Genomic DNA, 19741 nt, shown 5'->3' with positions numbered 1-19741 from the left:
TCCGATGTCCGCGTACATCGTGAAGCGCCTGGGGCTCGCAGTGCTGAGCATCTGGGGCATCCTGACCGTGGTCTTCTTCATGACGAAGCTGATCCCCGGGGACGCCGCCCGGATCGCCGCAGGGCGCACCGCGACCGCGGAGCAGGTCGCACAGGCACGTGAGCGGCTGGGCCTCGACCTGCCGGTCGCCGAGCAGTACGTCCGCTTCCTGGGGAAGGCGCTCACTGGCGACCTCGGCGACTCGGCCTCCACCCACCAGTCGGTCGCGGGCGACCTCGCGAACACGCTGCCGGTGACCCTGCAGCTCGTCATCGTCACGATGCTCATCACCGTGGCGATCGCCGTGCCGCTCGGCATGGTGGCGGCCTCGAACCGCGGCCGATCGGCGGACATCGCCGCTCGGACGATCTTCGTGCTCGGCGGGGGCGTTCCGGTGTTCTGGCTCGCGATCCTCCTCCAGTGGATGCTCGCCGCGAACCTCGGGCTCTTCCCCGTCTCGGGGTCGAACTCGTTCGGGATGGCCCCGCCGACCGTGACCGGCGCGAACCTCGTCGACTCGATCATCGCCGGAGACCCTGCCGCGTTCGCCGACTCGCTCGCGCACCTCCTCCTCCCCGCGCTCGCGCTGAGTGCGCCGTTCATGTCGACCGTCGCCCGGAACGTGCGCTCGAACCTCATCGGCGCCATGGAGACCGACTACATCGGGTTCGCGGTCGCGAAGGGGGCGTCGCCGGGCCGGGTGCTGTCCCACCACGCCATGCGCGCGACCTTCGGCTCGACGCTCACGATCATCGGCATGCAGCTCGGCTGGATGATGGGCGCCGCGCTCCTCGTCGAGTCCGTCTTCGCGCTGCCCGGCCTCGGCGTCTACCTGACCACCGCCGTCGGCAACCAGGACACGTTCGCCGTGCTCGGCTGCGTGCTCGTGATCGGCGTCGTGTTCACGGTCGCCGGCCTCGTCGTCGATCTCATCCAGATGACCCTCGATCCGAGGGTCCGTGCATCTCACCTCACGGGGGCATCATGACCACCTCGCTCGAACCTGCCGTGGACGTCCTCGCGGAGGAGCAGGACGCCGCCACTCGCCGCGCGGCCCGCACGACCCGCATCACCGGATGGATGACCCCCGGCGCCCTCGGCACCGGCGTGGCGAGCACGATTCGCGGCCTGTTCGGCGGCCCGTCGGTGCTCATCGACCGATTCGCGATCGGCGCCACCGGGCTGCTCGTCCTCGTCGCCCTGATCGGACCGGTCATCGCCCCCTATGATCCGTACCTTGCCGTGCCCGCCGACGCGTTGCTCCCGCCGAGCGCGGTGCACTGGATGGGCACCGATGACGCCGGTCGCGACGTGCTCTCGCGCCTCCTCGTCGGCGCGGGCCCGACCCTCGTCGCGGCGATCCTCGTGGTCCTGGCGACGACCGTCATCGGCGTCGGCGTGGCGGCGTTCGCGGCGATCGCGCCCCGCGCCGTCGACCAGGTCATCATGCGGATCTGCGACATCTTCATGGCCCTGCCGGCCATGGTGCTGGCCCTCGGCATCGCGGCCGCGCTCAGCCCGTCGCTCGCGTCCGTCGTGGTCGCCATGGTGATCGCGATGTGGCCCGGCACGACCCGTCTCGTGCGCGGCGTGCTCCGGGAGACGATGTCCAGCGCCTACGTCGAGTCGGCGAGGGTGACCGGCGGACGCCCGCTCGGCACCATGTTCCGACACGTGCTCCCCAACTCGCTCGATGCCGTCTACGTGCAGGCCAGCATGGAGATCTCCGGGACCATCGTGATGATGGCCGGGCTCGCCTACCTCGGCGTCGGCGCGCCGCCGCCCAGTGCCGACTGGGGCTCGATGGTCGCGCAGGGTCGCGAGTACATCACCACCGCATGGTGGGTCACCACGTTTCCCGGACTCGCGATCACGCTCGCCGCGGTCGCGTTCGGCCTGCTCGGCGACGCGATCCGCGTGCGCCTCGACCCGTCACTGAGGGGGCGCTGATGACTGGACAGATTCTCCGGATCAGGGGACTGGACGTGACCGTTCCCGGCCGGCGACGACTGGACGGGGGCGCCGGCGATCTTCGCCTCGTGCACTCGGTGGACCTCGACATCGCCGCAGGGGAGCGGGTCGCCCTCGTCGGCGAATCCGGGTCGGGCAAGTCGATGACGGCGAAGGCGATCATGCAGCTCGACCGCACGGTCGAGTCGTCGGGCTCGATCCGCGTCGCCGGGACCGAAGTCGTCGGGGCATCCGACCGCACGATGCGCCGGCTTCGCGGTTCGGCCGTGTCGATGGTCTTCCAGGACCCGATGACCGCGCTGAACCCGGTGCTGACCATCGGCGACCAGGTCGCCGAGCCCCTCGTGATCCGAGGCATGCGACGACGGCAGGCCCGTGCCAGGGCCGCCGAGATGCTCGATCGGCTCGGGGTGCCTCGGGCCGCTGAGCGTCTCTCGGCGTACCCGCATGAGTTCTCGGGCGGCATGCGGCAGCGCGTCGTGATGGCCGCGGCGCTCATCGGCCGCCCCGCGCTCCTCATCGCCGACGAGCCCACGACCGCGCTCGACGTCCGGGTGCAGGAGCAGGTGCTCGACCTCATCGAGGAGCAGTCGCGCGAGCTCGGGCTGGCGGTCCTGCTCATCACGCACGACCTCGCGATCGTCGCGGGTCTCGCGGACCGGGTCGCCGTGATGCGCCGCGGCGTCATCGTCGAAGACCGCCCGGTCGACGAGCTGTTCGCCGCGCCGCGGCATCCGTACACCGCAGCGCTGCTCGGATCCATCCCGCGGATCGACGCCGACCCGTCGATCCGGCTGCGGACCGTCGAGGACCTCATCGAGGCGGCACCGGAGCAACCGGAACCAATGGAATCGGAGGTTCGAGCATGACGCAGACCCTGCTCAGCGTGGAGGGACTCACGAAGCGGTACGGCATCGGCGACCGGGCGACGACCGCGGTCGACGCGGTCTCGTTCTCGGTCGGCGCCGGTGAGGTGCTCGGCATCGTCGGCGAGTCCGGTTCGGGCAAATCGACGACGGTGCGATGCCTCATGGGACTGGAACGCCCCGACAGCGGCCGACTGGAGTACGACGGCATCGACCTCCGCCGCATGACCTTCGCGCAGGAGCGCCGCTTCCGCAGCGAGGTGCAGATGGTCTTCCAGGACCCGTATTCGAGCCTCGACCCCCGCATGCGCGTCGGCGCGATCGTCGGCGAACCGCTGCGAGGACTCCGGATGCCGCGCCGCGAGCGCCACGACCGCGTCGTCGAGATGCTCGAGCTCGTCGGCCTCTCGGCCGAGCACCTCGACCGATACCCCCGGTCGTTCTCGGGGGGCCAGCGCCAGCGGATCGCGATCGCCAGGGCGCTCGTCAGCCGGCCCAGGGTGCTCGTCTGCGACGAACCCGTCTCCGCGCTCGACGTCTCGGTGCAGGCGCAGGTGCTGAACCTCCTGCGCGACCTTCAGGAGCAGATGTCGCTCGCCGTGCTCTTCATCGCCCACGATCTCTCAGTCGTGCGGTACCTCTCCGATCGCGTGCTCATCATGCAGCACGGGCGCGCCGTCGAGTCGGGCACTCGAGACGAGCTCTACGGCGATCCGCAGCATCCGTACACCAGGGCCCTGCTCGAGGCCGTGCCGCGAGCCGACCCCGAGGGCGAGCGCGCACGACGCGCGGCCCGACGAACCGCCACCGCTCGAAAGGAACCTGCCGCATGAACCGCGTCGGAACAGACATCAAGATCCAGGCGGGACGCACCGCCTGGGGCGACCCGCACGAGACGCTCGACGCGCTGGCCGGCATGGGCCTCGAGGGCGTGAACGTCCGCACCCTCGACGAGCTGTCGCCGACCCTGGACCACGGCGAGCTCTCGGACTTCGCCGCTCACGCGGCGGCGCTGGGGCTCTACGTCGAGATGGGCGTCGGCAAGGTGAACCCGTACATGACCGCGGAGCTGCCCCGGGTGCGCGAGCTCGGGGCGGGCAGCTACCTCGCCGGCATGGAACGCCTGATCGAGACCTGCGCGGAGTTCGGCTGGAGCAACGCGTGGACCGCCGTCGGCGGCTTCAAGCCATACCCCGGCATCTACTTCACCGACCGGTTCCGCACGGACACCGATTGGGACGACCAGCTGGCGGCGACCGAGCGGTTCCTGCACCGACTCGCCCCGGCGCTGCGTGCGAACGGGGTGCGCCTCGCGCTCGAGACGCACGAGGAGATCACGACGTTCGAGCTGATCCGGCTCATCGAGTCCGTCGGCGACGACGTGCTCGGCGTGTGCCTCGACCCCGCAAACCTGGCCGTCCGTGCCGAGGTGCCGCTCGAGGGGATCGCCAGGATCGCGCCGTACGTGCGCACCACGCAGTTGCGCGACGCGGCGCTGTGGCGCACGGAGGAGGGGCTGTCGCGGTTCATCGCGCCGTGCGGTTCGGGCGTCATCGACTGGGATGCCGCGATCGACGTCCTGCTGACGGCGAATCCCGACGTCCACCTCACGGTCGAGCCCATCGGCGTGGTGCGCGCAGAGATGCGGCTGCACACCTCGGACCCGACCTGGCGGGCCGGCCATCCCGACCTCACGCCCGAAGCGCTCTCGACGCTCGAGGGCCTCGCGGCCGACTACGAGCGCCGCGCCGCGCTCGGCCACGCCGACGACCTCGAGGAGCTCCGACGACACCGGCCGTTGCATCCGGACCTCGACGAGTTCCTCCTCGCCTGTGCCGGGCATCTGCGCGAAGTCCTCGCGCGCCGACCCATCGAACTCGACCCGACCACCTCGACGAAGGAATTCGCATGACCGCCACCACCACCGCCCTGCTCCCGTCACTCGAGGAGATCGCCATCGACCTGGCGGCCGCGCTCGACTGCGAGGTGGTCACGCCCGCGCACGCCGACTACGACCTGCTGCGACGCGTCTGGAACGCCGACATCGACCGGCACCCCGCCGCGATCGTGCGCTGCCGCACCGCCGAGGACGTCTCGGCCGCCCTGCGCTGGTGCGTCGACCGAGATGTGCCGGTCACCGTGCGGGGCGGGGGACACAACCTCGCCGGCACGTCCGTCGCCGACGGGGCCGTGCTCATCGACACCGCGCTCCTGAACGAGGTGAGCTTCGACTTCGAGGCTCGCACCGTGACCGTCGGTGCCGGATGCCGCTGGGGCGACGTCGATCGCCCGGCGGCCGAGTACGACGTCGCCGTGCCCGCCGGCGTCGTCTCGCACACCGGGGTCGCCGGTCTCTCGCTCGGCGGTGGATTCGGCTACCTCGCCCGCATGTTCGGGGCGACGGTCGACCACATCGTCGAGATCCAGGTCGTCGTCGCCGACGGTCGTATCCTCACCGCGAGCGCCGACGAGCAGCCCGACCTCTTCTGGGCGCTGAAGGGCGCGGGCCACAACTTCGGCGTCGCCACGCGGTTCGTGTTCCGCTACGTCGACCTGCCCGGCGTGGCCACCGTTCGGCAGGCGCTCTACGCGGCCGAGGACCGCAGGGACCTCCTGCGCCACTTCGCCGAGTGGGGTCTCGACGCGCCGCAGAACGTGGGCACCTACGTGCGCCTCCTCCGCGCGCCCGAGTACTGGTCGCAGATCCCCGCAGCGCACCGCGGGCAGCCCATCATCTCGGTCGCGACCGTGCACTACGGCGACCCCGCGGACGAACCCGAGGCGACGGCCGGCATGTTCGACCGCGCCACGCCCATCTACGACAGCCTGCGGACGATGCCGCACGTCACGCTCCAGCACGCCACCGACGACGAGTTCCGCTACGGCATCGGGCACTACTGGAAGCACACGTTCCTCAACGACCTGTCGGATGCCACGATCGAGACGATCATCGAGCAGTCCGACGCCTACCCGGGGCGCGCGCTGAACTCGAGCGCCCACATCGCGCACCAGCTGATGTGCCCGTTCGAGATCATCGCCGGATCGCGCACGCCGCGGGATTCCTCCCGGGACTCGACGGCGGGCGTGGGCGCCGCCTTCGCGGCGAACATCGGCGCCGACTGGGAGTACCCGGGCGAGAAGCCGTCGCTCGTGGCCTGGGCGAAGGGCTTCGACCGGGCGCTCGAGCCGTACCGGCGCGGCTCGTACGTGAACTTCGCCTCGGAGGAGGGGAGCAACGACGTCGCCCGCGCGATCTACGGCGACAAGTACGAGCGCCTCGTCTCCGTGAAGCGGGACTACGACCCGCGCAACGTCTTCGCCCGCGGCCTCGTGGATCTCACCGACGGAGCGGCGGTGCCCGAATGACGCTCCGCATCGGCACGGACTCGAGCAAGTTCCCCGGGGCCTCCGACCTCGGCGCGATCGGCATGCTGCGCGCCGCCTCCGACATCGGCCTCGAGGGGGTCTTCTTCCGCACGGCCTTCGAGCTGAGCCCGACGCTGGACCCGGCCGAGCTCGCGGACGTCGCGGCCGCGGCATTCGACCTTGGGCTGTACCTCGAGGTGGGCGTCGCGAAGGTGAACCCGTTCGCGACGCCGGAGGCGCCCGGCATCCGGGCCCTCGGCGATGGCGACTACCTGCTCGGCATGGAGCGGATCATCCGCGCCGTGACTGCGGTCGGGATCACCGAGCTCTGGACGGCGACGGCGAACTATCAGTTCCGCATCCCCGGGCTGCGCGCCTGCGACCGGTTCCGCACCGACGTGGACTGGGTCGACCAGCTGCGGGCGACCTCGAAGGTGCTCGACCGACTGGCCCCGCTGCTGCGGGACGTCGGTGCGCACCTGAACCTCGAGACGCACGAGGAGATCACCTCGTTCGAGGTGGTCCGCCTCGTCGAGGAGGCCGGGCCCGACGCGTTCGGCATCACGTTCGACACCGCGAACGTGCTCGTCCGCTCGGAGGATCCGGTCGCGGCCGCCCGGCGGGTCGCGCCGTACACCCGCATGACCCATGTGCGGGATGCCGCGATGCACGCCACCGAGCACGGCATCGGGCGCTTCCTCGCCCCGGTGGGCAGTGGGGTCATCGACTGGCACGCGCTCCTCGGAACGCTCGATGCGACCGGGCGCGACATCAGCCTCTCGATCGAGGGCGTCATCGGCATGAGCGCCGAGATGACCCTCTTCGTCGACGAACCCGAGTGGCGGGCCTCGCACGCCGACCTCGCGGAGGAGGAGTTCGAGCGTGTGCTCGAACTGACGCGTCGCTACGAGGAGCGCGCGCGTCGCGGCGATCGACCGGATCTCGCCGCCCTGCGAGCCCCGATCGACGACGCCGGCGCCCTCGACTTCATCGAGCGGAGCGCGCGCGAGCTGCGGCTCGTGCTCGACCAGCTCGCCACCGCCACGACCACGGACACGACCACGCAACCGACAGAAATGAGCATCCGATGACCACGCTGAGCATCATCCCCAACTCGTACGCGATCGACAGCGACGTGTTCCCGACCCTGAGCCTCGCGGAGCGCGATCGCCGCTGGCGCCTCGTGCGCGACTTCACCTCGCAGCAGGGTCTCGACGGCCTCGTCGTCTTCGGCTGGGGCCGCAACGCCAACGACTCGTACTTCACGAACGAGGAGTCGCACGCGATCGTCCTGATGACCGGCGCCGAGGACCCGATGATGTTCCTCGGCGACGTGCCGATCAACCGCTACGACGGCGCCGGCGCGCGGTACGAGCGCTGGGTCGAGAACTGGAAGCACGGCAACCCGATCGGGTCGCTCGCCGAGGAGATCCGCAGCCGCGGTCTCGCCGGCGCGAACCTCGGCGTCGTCGGCCTGTCGAGCCGCGCGGTCGGCCAGTGGGCCGGGGTCGTGCCGTTCAGCACCTGGAACCGGGTGCTGGCCGAGCTCCCGCAGGTGACGTGGGTGGATGTCGCGGACGCCTTCGAGACGCTCACGCTCGTCAAGAGCGCGGAGGAGCAGGAGATGGTGCGCAAGGCGGCCTCGCTCGGCGAGGCCGCTTCGGCCGCGTACGTGGCCGCGACCCGGATCGGGGCTCTGGAGAGCGAGGTCACGGCGGCCGCCGTGAACGCGATCATCGGGGGCGGCGGGTGGATGCGGGCCCCGTTCATCCTCGAGCGTGCGGGCAAGCACCGGTTCGGCTGGGGCCAGCCCGAGTGGTTCGGCATGGGCGGCAAGCCCCACACGCTCGAGCGCGGCGACAGCATCGCGTCCGAGCTCTTCGCCTACTACGGCGGCTTCGAGTCGCAGCAGCAGATCGACGTCGTCATCGGCGAACCCGATCGCCTCCTGCGGGAGCTCGAGGAGGTCTGCCTCGAGTCGTACCAGGCGGGCATGGCCGCGCTGCGGCCCGGCATCCGCTTCTCCGAACTGGCCGAGATCATGGACGAGCCGCTCAAGCGATCGGGAACCTGGAACACGGGCCCGATGGTGCAGACCGTCGCCCCGGTGATCTTCAACAGCGCGACCCGGATCAACCCCGGCGTCGACCCCGCACTGGCGCACCTGCCCGCCCTGCCGTCCGGCGTCGGCCTCGACGGCGACTTCGAGATCACCGAGGGCGTCGCCTTCGCGTTCGAGCCGAACGCGCTGCGCGACGGGCGTCGCGTCTGCATCGGCGGCACCGTGATGCTCACGGACCGCGGCATCGAAGAGCTGAACACGATCGCGAACCGCCTGGTGGTGGTCGACGCATGAACGGCACGTCCACCGAACTCGCGGCGCCGCCGCCCGGCGCTCGGCCCGAGGTCGCTCGGCCCGAGGTCGCGCGGCCCGATCCCGCGCTCGCGGCGGAGCTCGGGGCGCTCCGCGTCGGACCGGCGGTGCTCGCGACGGGCGCCGCGACCGGGCCGCTGGCCGGGACGGCGACGGTCGTCAAGGACCTCTTCGACGTCGCCGGCGTGCCGATCGCGGCCGGCAATCCCGATTGGCTTGCGACGCATCCGGTGCCCGAGCGGCATGCGTGGGCGGTGCAGCGCTGGGTGGACGCGGGGGCCACGGTCGTCGGCGTCTCGCACAGCGACGAGCTGGCCTTCAGCCTCTCGGGCACGAACGTGCACTACGGGACGCCGGCGAATCCCCGGGCAGCCGACCGGATCCCCGGCGGGTCGTCGAGCGGCAGCGCGTCCGCGGTCGCGGGCGGCCTCGTCGACTACGCGCTCGCCACCGACACCGGCGGATCGACGCGCGTGCCGGCGTCGTACTGCGGCATCTTCGGCATCCGCACGACCCTCGGTCGTGTGCCGCTCGAGGGTGCCGTGGCGCTCGCACCGCGGTTCGACGCGGTCGGCGTGCTGGCGCGCGACGGCGCGACGCTCGAACGCGCCACGCTTCCGCTGCTCGCCGGCTCGGATGCCCAGGCGCCCGCTCCCGCGCCCCGCGGGCTCGTGCTCGCCGAGGACGTCCTGGCGCTCGCGGATCCCGAGGTCGCAGCAGCAGTGGCCGATGCCGCCCGGCAGCTCGCCTCCGCGCTCTCGCTGGACTTCTCGACGACCGAGCTCGCGCCCGATCGCCTCGCCGACTGGCGGGCGGCCTTCATGGCTCGGCAGATGCCGGACATCTGGGCGACGCACGGTGAGTGGGTCACCTCGACCAGACCGTCGTTCGGGCCCGGCGTCACGACGAGGATGGCGGATGCCTCGGGCGCGAACCCCGCGCTGGGTGCCGCGGCCGACGAGGCGCGCGCGGAGGTGCTCGCAGCGCTGGATCGCGCGCTGTCCGCGGGTTCGGTGCTCGCGTTCGCCTCTGCCTCGGGCCCGGCGCCGCGCGTCGACCTGGACGCGGCCTCGAAGGGCGCGCTCCGCGGGCGCACCATCGCGATGACCTGCATCGCCGGCCTCGGCGGCCTGCCCGCCGTGTCGCTGCCGCTCGCCGAGGTCGACGGACTCCCGGTCGGACTGTGCATCGTCGGCCGTCCCGGAGACGATGAGCTGCTCCTCGCGATCGCCCGCGCCGTCGACATCCGCTGGTCGGCCGACACGTGAACGCACCGCGGTTCGAGTCCGTGCTCGCGAACGCCCGCCTTCCGAGAATCGCGTCGTTCGGGCGGAGCAGTGCGGCGGAGGAGTCGTACGGCGGGCAGCCGGTCGACCTCTTCCTCGAGCGCGGCCGCATCGCGGCGATCGCGCCGGCGGGTGCGCTCGACCGTGGCGAGGCCCGAACGGTCATCGACAGCGGGGGCCGGGCCGTCGTGCCGAGCTTCGCCGAGCCTCACCTGCACCTCGACAAGGCGCTGCTCGGATCCTCGGCCGGCGGTGGGCTGACCGAGGCGATCCGACGCACGAGCGCGGCGAAGGCGGGCTTCACCGCGGGCGATGTCCGCCGGCGTGCCGAACGCGTGCTCGCGCTCGCGCTCGCGTCGGGCACGACCATGATCCGGGCCCAGACCGAGGTCGATCCCGGAGTCGGGACGCTGTCCGTCGACGTGCTCCGCGAACTCGGCGAGGAGCACGCGTCGTGGCTGCGGCTGCAGGTCGCCGTCTTCCCGCAGGAGGGACTCATGTCCAGGCCGGGCACGCTCGAGCTCATGGAGCAGGCCCTCGATGCGACATCCGGTGCCGTCGTCGGCGGATGCCCGTACGCCGAGGCCGACGTCGAGGACGCACGTCGCCACATCGACCTGGTGCTCGACCTCGCCCGCGATCGCGGCCTGCAGGCCGACCTCCACCTCGACCTCGCCGACGACGACCGCGACGCCCGCTTCGGGCTCGCGGAGTACGTCGCCCGTGGAGCCGCCGACCGGGGACTCCATGGACGCGTCGCGATCGGGCACGCGACCACGCTGACGTCGCTCACGGAGCCGCGGCTCCGTCGAACGCTGGCTGCGCTCGCCGAGGCGGATGTCGCGGTGGTGCCGCTCCCGGCGACCGACCTGTTCCTCAACGGCAGGTCCGATCCGCGCGTGGTGCGCCGGGGGGTCGCCCCGCTCAAGGCGCTCTGGGAGGCCGACGTCCGGGTCGCGCTGTCGTCGAACAACGTCAGGAACGCCTTCACGCCGACCGGGCTCGCCGATCCGCTGGACATCGCCCTCCTGCAGGCCCGCATCGGCCACCACGTGGGCGATGGCGACTTCGCGAGGCTCCTCGGCGCCGTCACGACGGATGCCGCCTCAGTGATGTTCCCCGACGAGGTGCACGCCGTGCGGGTCGGCGCCCGCGCAGACCTGGTGGTGCTCGACGACGTCGGCGAGGAGTCGCCGGTCATCACGCAGCCCGCCCGCCACCTCGTGCTCAGCGCCGGGAAGCCGGTCTACCAGGAGCGGCGCGATCGCGTCTGGCACGGCGCCGCCGCGGCCTTCTCCGACCACGGCCGGGCGGTCCCGCCCGATCCGATCGTCGGGGACGTCGACCTCACCCGATGGAAGGAGCAGGATCATCGCCAGGTCGCGCGCAACCACTGACACGCACCTCGTCCTGATGCTCGCCCTGACCTTCTCCACCGGGGTCATCGACGCGGTCGGATACCTCGGACTGGACCGTGTCTTCACGGGCAACATGACGGGCAACATCGTGATCCTCGGCATGGCCCTGACCGGCGCCGACGGACTGCCGATCCTCGGACCGGTGCTCGCGCTCGGCGGATTCGGGCTCGGGGCCGCCGTGGCGGGGCGGGCCCTGCGCGACCACGTCGCCGGGTGGCATCCGCGCACCACCGTGGTCTTCGCCGGCGTCGCGGCCGTGCTCTTCGCCGCGGCGATCGCCGTGGCGCTCGGCGGGCGCCCGGGGGAGGCGACCCAGCTCGCCGTGACGACCGCACTGGGTCTCGCGATGGGCATGCAGGCCGGCGCGGCGCGGCACCTGGCCGTGAAGGATGTCACGACGGTCGTCGTCACGTCCACGCTCACGGGTCTCGCCGCGGATTCCCTGCTCGGCGGTCGCGTCGACGCCCATCCGTGGCGGCGGCGCATCGGCGCGATCGTCCTCATCTGCCTCGGGGCGTCGGCCGGCGCGCTCCTGCTGCAGGTCGGGCTCTGGGCCGGTATCGCCCTGGCCGCGGCGATCACGGTGGCCGTCGCGGTCACGGGCGAGGTCGGTCGGCGCCGCTCGGCGACCGGACCGGCGTCGATCGACGACTCCCGCGACGCCGGCGAACGAGCCGGAACGGGGAGCGAACATGGGTGAGTATCGAGGCATCCTGCAGCGCGGCGAGGGGGTGCCCGACGGGGTCGCCTACCTGCCGGCGGAGCCCGGATCGCAGTTCTGGGGGCGCCTGCCCGCACGCGGAGATGCACCGGTCCTCGTGATCGACGCCGGGGCGACCGTGACGATCGACACGGTCAGTCACGAGGGCATCCTCGAGGACCAGGGCCGCGACCCCGTCTCGTACTTCGGCGCGCACGGGGTGCCGAGGTCGGACGTGCTCGGGGACGCGATCGAGCTCGCCGCGTCGCGACATCCGAGGGACGCCGCGAACGACGGGCCGCATGTCGTGACGGGGCCGATCCACGTTCGCGGCGCGATGCCCGGCGACCTGCTGAAGCTGACGGTCGTGGACCTCGCCCCGCGCGTCCCGTACGGCGTGATCTCGAATCGGCACGGCCGGGGGGCGCTGCCGGGCGAGATGCCCGCCGGCGACCGAAACGTCAGCGTGTTCACTCCGATCGAGCTCGACGTCGCGTCGGGGGAGTGGGTCGGCATGCTGCCCGTGGTCGAAGGCGGGGAGCACGTCGTGCGATTCCCGCTCGCCCCGTTCCTCGGCGTCATGGGCGTCGCGGTCGATCGGGATGAGCGGCCGCACTCCGTGCCGCCTGGCGCCCATGGCGGCAACATCGACGTCAACCTGCTCGTCGAGGGATCCGCGCTGTACCTCCCCGTGCAGGTGCCGGGTGCGCTCGCGTACATCGGGGATCCGCATTTCGCGCAGGGTGCCGGCGAGGTCGCGCTCACCGCGCTCGAGGGGTCGCTCCGTGCGACCATCCGGTTCGACGTCGTCCCGGCATCCGTCGCGCTCGCCGAGTTCGGGCCGTTGGACGGGCCATTGGGGGAGACCGCCGACCACCTCATCCCGACGGGCATGGATCCCGACCTCGACGTCGCGGTGCAGCGATGCGTCCGTCAGGCGATCGCGCTGCTGGGCGCTCGATACGGGATGGAGGCGCAGCTCGCATACGCATACCTCAGCGCGGCGACCGATTTCGAGATCTCGCAGGTCGTGGACCTCGTGAAGGGCTCGCATGCGCGGATCCGCAAGGCCGACTTCCGGTCGGTGGACCGCTCGGGGAGGGCGGGGTGAGTCCCGGTGCCCTCCACGGTGACGTCGGACCCGACCCGGAGGTGCATGGCGTGCGCGGAGCCGAGCTGCCCGACGGACTCGTCGAGGCGGTGAACGGATACGAGGCGGCCCTGATGCGCGACGACCTCGAGCAGATGGATCGGTACTTCGCTCCCGGTGAGCGGACGTTGCGCGCTGACGGTACGGGCGTCCTCGTGGGGCACGAGGCCATCAGCCGGTATCGCCGAACGCGCGGCGGTGCCGCGAGGCGGACCGTCACGGCGATGCATGTCCGACCGGTCGGCGACCGCCACGCCTGGGTGCTCTCCGAATCCGTCGGCATCCTGGGCGGAACCGGACTCGTCAGTCAGCTCTGGGAACGCGACGAGGGCGTGTGGCGGATCGTCGCGGCCCACGTCTCGCAGTCGCCGATCAGCTCTTGACAGGGAGAGAAGCGCGAAACTGCGGCGAGGATTCGACACGCTGTCTGTCATGCGACAGGTATCCGCTATTTGGTGTTCGTTACGCCGGATCGCTCGTCCTGGCCGACGACGGCAGCATCCACGGCGTCGGCCGAGCCCTGCGGCATCCGCACCAGCAGGCCCCCCGGGTCGACGCTCGCCCGCATCGCCGTCGCCTCGCCGAAGGCGTCGCCGTCGAGTTCGATCTTCTCCGGCCGCCCGAACGTCGCGTCGATCGTCTCGCTCGTCTCGTAGTGGAGCGGTCGGATCGGCTTGGCATCGCCGAGCAGTCGGCGACCGGTGCTCGTGCGCCGGAGGATGCCGTTCTCCCAGGCCACGCGGACCCAGATGCGCAGCCAGCCGAGCGCCCCCTCGGGGCGGAGCATCACGATGTCGAGCATCCCGTCATCGATGACGGCGTCGGGCAGCAGCATCATGTTGGCCGGCAGGGTGCCGCAGTTGCCGACGATGAACGTGTGCACGGTCGCACGGCGGGTGCTGCCCGATGCGAGGCGGTACCGCACGTGGAGTTCGTTGCCGTCGCGCAGCGATGTCGCGATCGACTGCACGTAGGCGAGCCAGCCGGCGCGCTTCTTGAGCGCGGGGTCGGTGTTCTCGATCATCTGGGCGTCGATCCCCAGGCCGGCCATGACGAGGAACGAGCGTCGCTCGAGGTCGCCGTTCGGTCGGCGCAGGCGGATGAGGCCCACGTCGATCGGCCGGTCGACCCCGGTGAACACGGCGTCCACGGACCGTTCGAGGTCGCCGAGACCGAGTCCGAGATTGCGGGCGAGGAGGTTCCCGGTGCCCGAGGGGAGCAGGGCGAGCGGGATGCCGGAGCCGCGCAGGCCCTCGGCCACCGCGCGCACGGTTCCATCGCCCCCGGCGGCGACCACCACGTCGACCTTCTCCGAGGTCGCCGTCGTGGCGGGGCCCTCGCCCGGGTCGGCCTCCGTCGTCTCCAGCCAGAGCGAGGCATCCCAACCGTGGCGTGCCTCGGCCGACGCGAATGCCGCCTTCACCTCATCGAGGTCGATCTTGATCGGGTTGTAGATGACGGCTGCGCGCATGTCGCAACACTAGACGCACGGGGGACGCGTCGCCCGATCCGCCCGATCCGCGCCGCGGAATGGCGTGGAATCGGCGCAGCGGCTGTGCGGCTGTGCGTCTGTGCGTCTGGGGCGGGGTCGCCGATCAGGCCGATCCGCGCGGCACCAGCGCGAACTTCACGTCCATGGGCTCGCGATCGTCGATCGATTCGCCCAGCCCCTGGAGGGCGGCGGTGATGAGGTTGTACGCCGCCGCGCGCTGGTCGTAGCCGACCGTTGAGAGCGGCGGGATCGTGACCGCCGAGAGGGGAGTGTGGTCCATCCCGACGAGCCCGACGTCGGCGGGCACAGCCCAGCCGCGGATGGTGGCCGCCGACAGCAGCGCGGTGGCGACGTCGTCGTTGTAGCAGACGATGCCTGCCCCGGGGAGTTCGAGGGAGTCGATGGCCTCGAGCGCGTCGTGGGGATCGATGCCCAGGCGCACGATCACCGGATCGGGCAACCCGCGTTCTGCGCACACCCGTCGCACACCTTCTTCTCGGCCCTCGCCGAAGGGGTCGAGTCGGGCGTCCTGGAGATGCGCGAACGCGACTCGGGTGTAGCCGCGGTCGGCGAGGTAGCGGGCTTGCAGCGCACCGATCTCGACGTTGGGATCGATGCGGCCCTTCGATGAGGATTCCGGGTCGAACGCCATGACACCGCGGCTCTTCAGAAGGTCGAGTTCCGCTTGGGAGAACGGGGTGAGGGAGATCACCGCGCGCGGCTTCATGCCGGTGACCACGCGATCGAGCGGTGCCGTGGATTCGGTTGCGAGATGCAGCAGCAGCGTCAGTCCGCGCGAGGCCAGCTCTTCGGTCGCCGCCTGGAAGATGTCCTGCAGGTTGCCGCCGAAGGTGGTGTACGGGATGACGGCGATCACGATGTCGCTGGATCCCTTGGCGAGCGTGCGTCCGGCCGCAGACGGCTGGTAGCCGAGTTCGGTTGCGGCACGGGTGACGCGCTCGCGCGTCTCGGTGGCGAATCGCTGGCCGCGCCCGTTCAGGATCTGGCTGACCGTCGCGCGCGACACTCCGGCGCGCCGTGCCACGTCCTCGCTCGTTGCAATCACGTCTTCAGCATATCGGCGTGAGTTGACGCGCGTTACTAATTGTGGTTACGTACTCAGGTAACGCGCGATACCCAATCGCCGACCATCCTCACAACGACGTACTGGAGCCCGCCGCATGACTCGTGAGATCTTCAACACCGGGTGGAGTTTCCGCCCCAAGGTCACGGCCTTCATGGAGCTCGGCGGCTCGGCGGCCTCGGCATGGGCGGAGGTGACGCTCCCGCACGATGCGCTCATCGGAGCGGAACGTCGGGCGGATGTCCCTCGCGGCGAGACCAGCGGCTACTTCCCGGGCGGCGCATTCGAGTACCGGAAGACCTTCCATGCCGATGCGGAGCTGCGCGGAAGCCGGATCCTGCTCGAATTCGACGGCGTCTACCGCGACGCTGCCGTCTTCGTCAACGGCAACCTCGCCGGCCAGCGTGCGTTCGGGTACTCGCGGTTCTTCGTGCAGATCGACCCCTACCTCCAGTTCGGGGCCGACAACGAGATCCGGGTCGAGTGCCGCACGCACCTCGACAGCCGGTGGTACGCCGGCGCCGGCGTCTACCGCGACGTGCACCTCGTCGTGAAGAACCCGGTGCACATCGCCACCGACGGCGTGGTCGTGACGACTCCCGACATCGAGTCCGACCGTGCCGTGGTGGAGGTCGCGGTGGAGGTCCAGAACTCGAGCGCCCTGACCTCGGTCCTCGAGCTGACCGCTGACATCGCCGGACCGGACGGCGCATCCGTCGCGACCGCGCGTTCGCCGATCACGCTCCTTCCCGGCACGGGAGGCACCGCCCGCCTGCGTGCGTACGTCTCCACACCCTCCCTCTGGAGCGTCGACGCGCCGAACCTCTACACGGCCCACCTCGCACTCCGGGAGGGCGAAGACATCGCCGACGAGCACTCCGTGGCGTTCGGCATCCGGTCGCTCCAGCTCGACCCGCAGCGGGGACTGCGCATCAACGGCGTGAGCACGAAGCTGCGCGGCGCGTGCATCCACTCGGACAACGGCCCCCTGGGCGCGGTCTCCATGCGCGCCGCCGAGGAGCGCAAGGTCGCCCGCCTCAAGGAGGCCGGCTTCAACGCCATCCGCAGCGCCCACAACCCGATGAGCACCGCCCTGCTCGAGGCCTGCGACCGGATCGGAATGCTCGTCATGGACGAGACCTTCGACATGTGGACCCAGGGCAAGAGCGACTTCGACTACGCGTTCGACTTCCCGGAGTGGTGGGAGCGCGACGTCGAGGCGATGGTCGCCAGGGACATCAACCACCCCAGCGTGATCTTCTACTCGATCGGCAACGAGATCCCCGAGACGGGCAGCCCGATCGGCTCGACCTGGGGCCGGCGCCTCGCCGAGAAGGTGCGCTCACTCGACAGCACCCGATACGTGACCAACGGCATCAACGGCTTCGTGTCGATGATCGACACGATCGTGCCCCAGATGCAGGCGAGACGGGATGCCGCGGCGGCCGCACCCGAGGGCGGCGTGAACACCATGATGGCCGGGTTCGGCCAGATGATGAGCCACATCCAGACGTCCGCACCGGCGACGCAGCGCACCGAGGAGTCGTACGCCGTGCTCGACGTGGCGGGCATGAACTACGCCGAGGCCCGCTACGAACTCGATCGCGAGCTGTTCCCCGACCGCATCATCGTGGGCACGGAGACCTGGCCGACCTCGATCGTCGGCAACTGGGAGCTCGTCAAGGACAACGGCCACGTCATCGGCGACTTCACCTGGACCGGATGGGACTACTTGGGCGAGACCGGCATCGGTGCGACCCGCTACTCCGATTCCGGCCAGTCCGGGTTCTCGGGCGGATTCCCCGAGCTGACGGCATGGTGCGGCGATATCGACATCGTCGGCAACCGCCGACCCGTGTCGTACTTCCGCGAGATCGTGTTCGGCCTGCGCTCCGACCCGTTCATCGCCGTCCACCCGCCGGAGAACCACGGCCGCGAGATCGCCGTGGCGACGCCGTGGGCGTGGGGCGACGCGATCGCGAGCTGGACCTGGTCGGGCGCGGACGGCCTGCCCGTCACCGTCGACGTCTACAGCGATGCCGACGAGATCGAGCTGCTGCTCGACGGGGCGACGATCGGTCGGGCGCGGGTCGAGGGCTTCCGGGCGGCGATCGAGACGACCTACCGCCCGGGCACGCTGACGGCGGTGGCCTACGTGGAGGGTGCCGAGGCCGGCCGCGTCGAGCTCACCACGGCCGGTACGTCGCTCGTGCTGGAGGCGGAGCCCGACCGGCAGGCCCTCCGCGCAGACGGAACCGACCTCGGATACCTCGCCATCGCGCTCACCGACGGGAACGGCGTCGTGCGCAACGGCGTCGACCGTGCCGTCACGGTCACCGTCGACGGACCCGGCATCCTCCAGGCGCTCGGCAGCGGCAATCCGGTGACGACCGAGTCGTTCCGGTCCGCCACGCACACCACCTTCGACGGACGTGCCCTCGCGATCATCCGTCCCACCGGAGCCGGCGAGATCACCGTCACCGCGATGGCCGACGGCTGCCCGCCGGCCGTCACCACCCTGAACGCACACTGACCCGCAAGCACCCACCCGCACGCACCAACCTGCAACACTGACAAAGGAGTCCACGATGAACACCACAGACGACCAGCCGCCCGTACCGACGAACAGCGCCTTCCCGCTCGGGAGCGCATCCACGGCCGAGGACTTCGAACAGCTCGATGCCGCCGCCGGCGGCGGCGCAGACCGCCCCAAGGTCAGCGCAGCCTTCATCACCCTTCTCGCGCTCGGCCTGTTCGGCACCTACCTCGCCTTCGTGACGCCGATCGCGATCTCGTTGGCGATCCGGGTCAATGCGCTCGCCCCCGACAACGCCGAGTACCTGGGTGTCGTGCTCGGCTTCGGTTCCCTGGCCGCGCTGCTGACCAGCCCGCTGGCCGGTCAGCTCTCCGACCGCACTCGCTCGCGCTGGGGTCGCCGCCGACCGTGGCTCGTCGGCGGCATCCTCGCCGGCCTCATCGGCCTCGCCGTCATGGCCGCCTCGCCGGCGGTGCTCGGCCTCGGCATCGGCTGGGTCATCGCCCAGATCGGCCTCAACTCGACGGTGAACACCTTCAGCACCATCCAGGCCGACAAGCTGCCCGAGAATCAGCGCGGCAAGGTCGGAGCCATCACCGGCTTCGCCACCATGGTCGCCCCGGTCTTCGGTGCCGTCTTCGGCGGCACCGTCGCCAACCAGCCCTTCCTCCTCTTCCTCATCCCCGGCGCCATCGGCCTGGTCGTCGTGCTGATCTTCGTCGCGTACTACAAGGACGCCGACAGCCGCAGCATCACATTCGACTCGCCGTTGACCGCCAAGGTGCTCATCTCGAAGTACGTCTTCAACCCGAAGCGCTACCCCGACTTCGCGTGGAACTGGCTCGGCCGCTTCCTGTTCTTCTTCGGACTCACCCTCAACACCAGCTACACGGCCTTCTTCTTCGCGGAACGGCTCAGCATCCCGGTCGACGAGATCGGCGGGACCGTGGCAACGGTCGGCGGAATCGGAATCCTCGGCACCATCGCCGGCGTGTTCCTCGGTGGGTTCCTCTCCGACAAGCTCCGTCGCCGCAAGCCCTTCGTGCTGGGCTCCGGCATCCTGTTCGGCATCGGCGCACTCGTGATGGTGGTCGCCCCCGACCTCACCCTGCTCCTCGTCGGATCGCTGTTGTGCAACATCAGCATCGGCGTCTTCTCCGCCGTCGACCAGGCGCTCTTCCTCGACGTGCTCCCCGAGCGCGACACCGAGGCCGGCCGCTTCGTCAACATCATCCAGCTCGCGAACGTGCTCGCCCAGGCGATCGCCCCCTTCGTCGCGGCGGCAGCACTGGCGCTCATCACGACCGGCGACCGCTATGCGTTCATCTACGCAGCGGCCGCGGTGTTCACCGTTGCCGGTGGCCTGGTGATCCTGAAGGTCAAGGCGGTCCGCTGACCATGTTGCGGCCGGGCTCGTTCATGGCCCGGCCGCACTCACCCCTCAGACGCGACCACCCCT

General features: G+C 70.9%; 17 protein-coding genes. 15 read left to right on the top strand and 2 right to left on the bottom strand.

What is annotated here, in order from left to right; translation table 11 throughout:
- Positions 1 to 4: 4 nt before the first annotated feature.
- Genes ABIC29_RS15695 through ABIC29_RS15635 form a run of 13 tightly spaced genes read left to right on the top strand, consistent with a single transcriptional unit; the run spans position 5 to position 13553 of the window.
- The gene (locus ABIC29_RS15695; RefSeq protein WP_116085326.1) at positions 5 to 1027 is read left to right on the top strand and encodes an ABC transporter permease; all 1023 of its coding nucleotides are present in this window, start codon (positions 5 to 7) and stop codon (positions 1025 to 1027) included.
- Positions 1024 to 1989: an ABC transporter permease gene (locus ABIC29_RS15690; protein ID WP_354246896.1), complete on the top strand. Its 966-nt coding sequence runs from the start codon at positions 1024 to 1026 to the stop codon at positions 1987 to 1989. The genes ABIC29_RS15695 and ABIC29_RS15690 overlap by 4 nt, the downstream gene beginning before the upstream one ends.
- Positions 1989 to 2879 carry an ABC transporter ATP-binding protein gene (locus ABIC29_RS15685; protein WP_354246893.1) on the top strand — a complete coding sequence of 297 codons (891 nt, stop codon included), beginning with the start codon at positions 1989 to 1991 and terminating at the stop codon, positions 2877 to 2879. The genes ABIC29_RS15690 and ABIC29_RS15685 overlap by 1 nt, the downstream gene beginning before the upstream one ends.
- Positions 2876 to 3709 (top strand): ATP-binding cassette domain-containing protein, encoded by an 834-nt coding sequence (locus ABIC29_RS15680; RefSeq protein ID WP_354246890.1) that lies wholly within the window; start codon positions 2876 to 2878, stop codon positions 3707 to 3709. Before ABIC29_RS15685 ends, ABIC29_RS15680 begins: the two co-directional genes overlap by 4 nt.
- A complete protein-coding gene (locus tag ABIC29_RS15675) occupies positions 3706 to 4788 on the top strand; it encodes a sugar phosphate isomerase/epimerase family protein (RefSeq protein WP_354246887.1) in 1083 nt (360 codons plus the stop codon). The genes ABIC29_RS15680 and ABIC29_RS15675 overlap by 4 nt, the downstream gene beginning before the upstream one ends.
- The gene (locus ABIC29_RS15670) at positions 4785 to 6242 is read left to right on the top strand and encodes an FAD-binding oxidoreductase (protein ID WP_354246884.1); all 1458 of its coding nucleotides are present in this window, start codon (positions 4785 to 4787) and stop codon (positions 6240 to 6242) included. Before ABIC29_RS15675 ends, ABIC29_RS15670 begins: the two co-directional genes overlap by 4 nt.
- Positions 6239 to 7333 carry a sugar phosphate isomerase/epimerase family protein gene (locus ABIC29_RS15665; RefSeq protein ID WP_354246881.1) on the top strand — a complete coding sequence of 365 codons (1095 nt, stop codon included), beginning with the start codon at positions 6239 to 6241 and terminating at the stop codon, positions 7331 to 7333. The genes ABIC29_RS15670 and ABIC29_RS15665 overlap by 4 nt, the downstream gene beginning before the upstream one ends.
- Positions 7330 to 8598 (top strand): M24 family metallopeptidase, encoded by a 1269-nt coding sequence (locus ABIC29_RS15660; RefSeq protein ID WP_116085316.1) that lies wholly within the window; start codon positions 7330 to 7332, stop codon positions 8596 to 8598. Before ABIC29_RS15665 ends, ABIC29_RS15660 begins: the two co-directional genes overlap by 4 nt.
- Positions 8595 to 9884, top strand: coding sequence for an amidase (locus tag ABIC29_RS15655; RefSeq protein ID WP_354246879.1), 1290 nt, complete (start codon positions 8595 to 8597; stop codon positions 9882 to 9884). The genes ABIC29_RS15660 and ABIC29_RS15655 overlap by 4 nt, the downstream gene beginning before the upstream one ends.
- On the top strand, positions 9881 to 11299 hold the full coding sequence (locus tag ABIC29_RS15650) for an amidohydrolase family protein (RefSeq protein ID WP_354246876.1): 1419 nt from the start codon (positions 9881 to 9883) through the stop codon (positions 11297 to 11299). The genes ABIC29_RS15655 and ABIC29_RS15650 overlap by 4 nt, the downstream gene beginning before the upstream one ends.
- A gap of 16 nt (positions 11300 to 11315) precedes the next feature.
- Positions 11316 to 12020, top strand: a complete 705-nt coding sequence (locus ABIC29_RS15645; RefSeq protein ID WP_354246873.1) for a YoaK family protein — start codon at positions 11316 to 11318, stop codon at positions 12018 to 12020.
- Positions 12013 to 13131 carry an acetamidase/formamidase family protein gene (locus tag ABIC29_RS15640; protein ID WP_116085312.1) on the top strand — a complete coding sequence of 373 codons (1119 nt, stop codon included), beginning with the start codon at positions 12013 to 12015 and terminating at the stop codon, positions 13129 to 13131. The genes ABIC29_RS15645 and ABIC29_RS15640 overlap by 8 nt, the downstream gene beginning before the upstream one ends.
- 50 nt (positions 13132 to 13181) lie before the next feature.
- The gene (locus ABIC29_RS15635; protein ID WP_354246870.1) at positions 13182 to 13553 is read left to right on the top strand and encodes an AtzH-like domain-containing protein; all 372 of its coding nucleotides are present in this window, start codon (positions 13182 to 13184) and stop codon (positions 13551 to 13553) included.
- Positions 13554 to 13618: 65 nt separating this feature from the next.
- Here the strand turns inward: ABIC29_RS15635 and ABIC29_RS15630 are convergent, their stop codons facing one another.
- The gene (locus ABIC29_RS15630; protein ID WP_354246867.1) at positions 13619 to 14641 is read right to left on the bottom strand and encodes a diacylglycerol/lipid kinase family protein; all 1023 of its coding nucleotides are present in this window, start codon (positions 14639 to 14641) and stop codon (positions 13619 to 13621) included.
- Positions 14642 to 14765: 124 nt separating this feature from the next.
- The gene (locus ABIC29_RS15625) at positions 14766 to 15707 is read right to left on the bottom strand and encodes a LacI family DNA-binding transcriptional regulator (RefSeq protein ID WP_158551863.1); all 942 of its coding nucleotides are present in this window, start codon (positions 15705 to 15707) and stop codon (positions 14766 to 14768) included.
- Between the two features lie 136 nt (positions 15708 to 15843).
- Between ABIC29_RS15625 and ABIC29_RS15620 the strand changes: the two genes are divergently transcribed.
- Together ABIC29_RS15620 and ABIC29_RS15615 are read left to right on the top strand one after the other, a co-directional pair.
- Complete coding sequence (locus ABIC29_RS15620) at positions 15844 to 18279, top strand: glycoside hydrolase family 2 TIM barrel-domain containing protein (RefSeq protein WP_354246864.1); 2436 nt, start codon at positions 15844 to 15846, stop codon at positions 18277 to 18279.
- Between the two features lie 55 nt (positions 18280 to 18334).
- Entirely contained in the window at positions 18335 to 19678 is a 1344-nt protein-coding gene (locus tag ABIC29_RS15615) for an MFS transporter (protein ID WP_354246861.1), read from the top strand.
- The last annotated feature ends 63 nt before the right edge of the window (positions 19679 to 19741 follow it).

Source organism: Agromyces sp. PvR057 (assembly GCF_040547485.1).
In the GTDB taxonomy this organism is placed as follows: Bacteria; Actinomycetota; Actinomycetes; order Actinomycetales; family Microbacteriaceae; genus Agromyces.
The sequence above is the reverse complement of the archived record's forward strand: the minus strand, read 5'-3'. Positions and strand labels throughout refer to the sequence as shown.

Excerpts from the sequence above, each read along its gene's own strand:
- ABIC29_RS15695 (WP_116085326.1), top strand. The coding sequence starts at position 5 with ATGTCCGCGTACATCGTGAAGCGCCTGGGGCTCGCAGTGCTGAGCATC.
- ABIC29_RS15630 (WP_354246867.1), bottom strand. The coding sequence starts at position 14,641 with ATGCGCGCAGCCGTCATCTACAACCCGATCAAGATCGACCTCGATGAG.
- ABIC29_RS15675 (WP_354246887.1), top strand. The coding sequence starts at position 3,706 with ATGAACCGCGTCGGAACAGACATCAAGATCCAGGCGGGACGCACCGCC.
- ABIC29_RS15665 (WP_354246881.1), top strand. The coding sequence starts at position 6,239 with ATGACGCTCCGCATCGGCACGGACTCGAGCAAGTTCCCCGGGGCCTCC.
- ABIC29_RS15685 (WP_354246893.1), top strand. The coding sequence starts at position 1,989 with ATGACTGGACAGATTCTCCGGATCAGGGGACTGGACGTGACCGTTCCC.
- ABIC29_RS15640 (WP_116085312.1), top strand. The coding sequence starts at position 12,013 with ATGGGTGAGTATCGAGGCATCCTGCAGCGCGGCGAGGGGGTGCCCGAC.
- ABIC29_RS15620 (WP_354246864.1), top strand. The coding sequence starts at position 15,844 with ATGACTCGTGAGATCTTCAACACCGGGTGGAGTTTCCGCCCCAAGGTC.
- ABIC29_RS15680 (WP_354246890.1), top strand. The coding sequence starts at position 2,876 with ATGACGCAGACCCTGCTCAGCGTGGAGGGACTCACGAAGCGGTACGGC.
- ABIC29_RS15645 (WP_354246873.1), top strand. The coding sequence starts at position 11,316 with ATGCTCGCCCTGACCTTCTCCACCGGGGTCATCGACGCGGTCGGATAC.
- ABIC29_RS15690 (WP_354246896.1), top strand. The coding sequence starts at position 1,024 with ATGACCACCTCGCTCGAACCTGCCGTGGACGTCCTCGCGGAGGAGCAG.
- ABIC29_RS15670 (WP_354246884.1), top strand. The coding sequence starts at position 4,785 with ATGACCGCCACCACCACCGCCCTGCTCCCGTCACTCGAGGAGATCGCC.
- ABIC29_RS15615 (WP_354246861.1), top strand. The coding sequence starts at position 18,335 with ATGAACACCACAGACGACCAGCCGCCCGTACCGACGAACAGCGCCTTC.
- ABIC29_RS15655 (WP_354246879.1), top strand. The coding sequence starts at position 8,595 with ATGAACGGCACGTCCACCGAACTCGCGGCGCCGCCGCCCGGCGCTCGG.
- ABIC29_RS15660 (WP_116085316.1), top strand. The coding sequence starts at position 7,330 with ATGACCACGCTGAGCATCATCCCCAACTCGTACGCGATCGACAGCGAC.